The sequence below is a fragment of the Bacillota bacterium genome, assembly GCA_040754675.1.
GTDB lineage: Bacteria > Bacillota > Limnochordia > Limnochordales > Geochordaceae > Geochorda.
The window spans coordinates 1-2,210 of record JBFMCJ010000638.1 but is presented as its reverse complement, the minus strand read 5'-3'; the positions used below and the strand labels follow the sequence as shown (position 1 = coordinate 2,210).

Genomic DNA, 2,210 nt, shown 5'->3' with positions numbered 1-2,210 from the left:
CCTGGATCGTGACCGCCCGGTTGCCCCTGTAGTGGGCCCGCGACAGCGAGCGGTTGTTCTTGAGATCCGCATTCACGGTCTCCACCCAGCACTTCCTCAGTGCCATCGCCCGCCTGCCCCTCGGGGTCCCCAGCACCGCCAGCGCAGACGCAATGGTGTCCGATATCCTGCTGATCCCGGCTCTCTGCGCACCACACTGCGGCTGCAGCTCGCAGCCCCGGCAAGCATACCGGTGGGTTCTGTAACGCACCGTTTCCCCCAGCCGCTGAACTTTGTACAGCTTCTTGCCCCGCGGGCATATGTACACGTCTCGCTCAGGGTCGTAAGTGAAGCCCAGCTCCTGCTTCTTGCGCACCAACCTGGTTCGACTTTGATGCCTGGGGATTATCGGGGTTATGCCCTGCCTCTTGAGAAAGAGGTACACGGCCTGCTTGCCGTACCCCCGATCCGCCACGACTTCCCGGGGCTTTTTTCGGCAGTTGAAGGTGTGCTTACCTACGAGCAGCGGAACCAGCCTGTGCTCGGCTTCGGCGCCCGGCGTTACAGCGATGGCGGTGATTATCCTGGATCGACCGCCATCCACGGCCACATGCACCTTGTGGGCGAGGAAAGTGCCCTTGTGCTTGGTCCGGATGATGGAGCAATCCGGGTCAGTCCTGCTTATCGTGACCTGGTTGGTCTTGTCGGCCTCCGGCTCGTTCTCGCCCCACATATGGTCGACGAACTCCCGTGCATCAGGCAGCTGGCGGTATAGGCTCTTGCTCACGACCGACTCGAACGAGGCGTTGGCTTTAAGCAGGGTGGAGTCCAGGTACACCCTGTCCCCTTCCACCAGGCCCGCACGCCGGCAAATCTCCAGCACCTTCCTGAAAAACGCCTCGTATACGTCCTTGCCAAAACGCCGCCTGGCCTTGGACAGGATGCTGTGATCAGGGGGTGACTCATCGATGTCGTACCCAAGGAACCACAAGAACGCCATGTTCAGCCGCACCTCTTCCGCCAGCTTCCTCTCGCTGGGGATGTTGTACAGGTAGCCGATCAGAGCCATCTTGAACACCACCACGGGGTCGACTGAGGGTGCACCGGTGTGGCTGTAGTAGGGCCTCACCATGTTGTATACGAAACTGAAGTCAACCACCTCGGCCAGCCTGCGCAGGAAGTGATCCCGGGGGACACGTTCTTCAAGCGAGAAGTCGTAGAATAGCTTGCGTGATGGCAACTTCTTTCGCATCATGGCTGCGGCTCCTCCTTTTGATCTCCCCTGCGCGCATTTCCTTTATTCCCATATTACACTAAGGGCCTACCCCCGGGCAACGCGGGGTTTGGCAACAGCCCCATGGCCGCACTGGCTCACATTCCCCTTGCCAAACCCACACCCCACAAGACGGCAGCGGGCTGGCTTGGTCTGGTATGACGCGACGCCAATCGAGTTCGGCAACGGGCCCTCATCGAAATGGGACCCACCCGGGCATAATTAGGTCATGCTCTCTCGGCTCCTTCGCAAGCTCTCCTTGAACCGGTAACTGTCTCCCGTTGTTGTGAAGATCTGCCCCCGGTGAACCAGCCTGTCGATCATGGCCGCCGTCATCCCCTCGTCACCGAACATTTCCGTCCAGCGAGAGAAGTCCAGGTTGGATGCCACGATGAAGCTGCGGGCAAGCTGATGCATCGGTGCCAACAGGAGGCCGCGAAGGCGGCCGCCTGATGCACGAAGCCCCTGGATCAGGTCTTGGGCGGGGGATCCCCAGCCGTCCACATTAGGGCGCCAGGAAACTGTGCGACCCCGCCGACAAGTAGCTGGACCCCCGCCTGCCTCCAAAGGACAGGACGAAGGAATGTCGGGCCCAAACGGGGACCCAGCGAGACATGATAGACACCCTATGTCAATAGGGACGGATGTTCTGGTTAGGCGACCATCTGGGTGGAGGAGGCGAGATGTTGGGGAGCGGTGAGCCTGGCAGTGATGAGCTTGGCCTCGTCGTAAGGGGTGCGGTTCTTCCACATGGCGAAGATTATCTTGAGCCAGACGTTGGCGAGAGTTCGGACGGCTTGGCTATGCTTCTTACCCGCCTCCCGCTTTTGGAGGTAGTAGTCCCTGGCCCAGGAGCACCACCTGGTACTGCAGAAGGCGAACTGGTACATGGTCTCGCGGAAGGGTTTGACGCAGGCCCTGCGGAATATCGGAGGCAAACGTGGCGGGGAGCCGCCCA

3 protein-coding genes are annotated in these 2,210 nt (G+C 60.6%); all 3 read right to left on the bottom strand.

The genetic code is table 11. The features are described 5' to 3' along the window. A partial coding sequence (locus tag AB1609_21920) for an IS1182 family transposase (protein MEW6049093.1) occupies positions 1 to 1,234 on the bottom strand: 1,234 nt, incomplete at its 3' end. 240 nt (positions 1,235 to 1,474) lie between these two features. Next, positions 1,475 to 1,669 (bottom strand): ATP-binding protein, encoded by a 195-nt coding sequence (locus tag AB1609_21915; protein MEW6049092.1) that lies wholly within the window; start codon positions 1,667 to 1,669, stop codon positions 1,475 to 1,477. A gap of 236 nt (positions 1,670 to 1,905) precedes the next feature. After that, a partial coding sequence (locus AB1609_21910; GenBank protein MEW6049091.1) for a hypothetical protein occupies positions 1,906 to 2,210 on the bottom strand: 305 nt, incomplete at its 5' end.

What these genes read in the sequence shown, in the direction of transcription:
- AB1609_21915 (MEW6049092.1), bottom strand. Translation starts at nt 1,669, where the DNA reads ATGCATCAGCTTGCCCGCAGCTTCATCGTGGCATCCAACCTGGACTTC.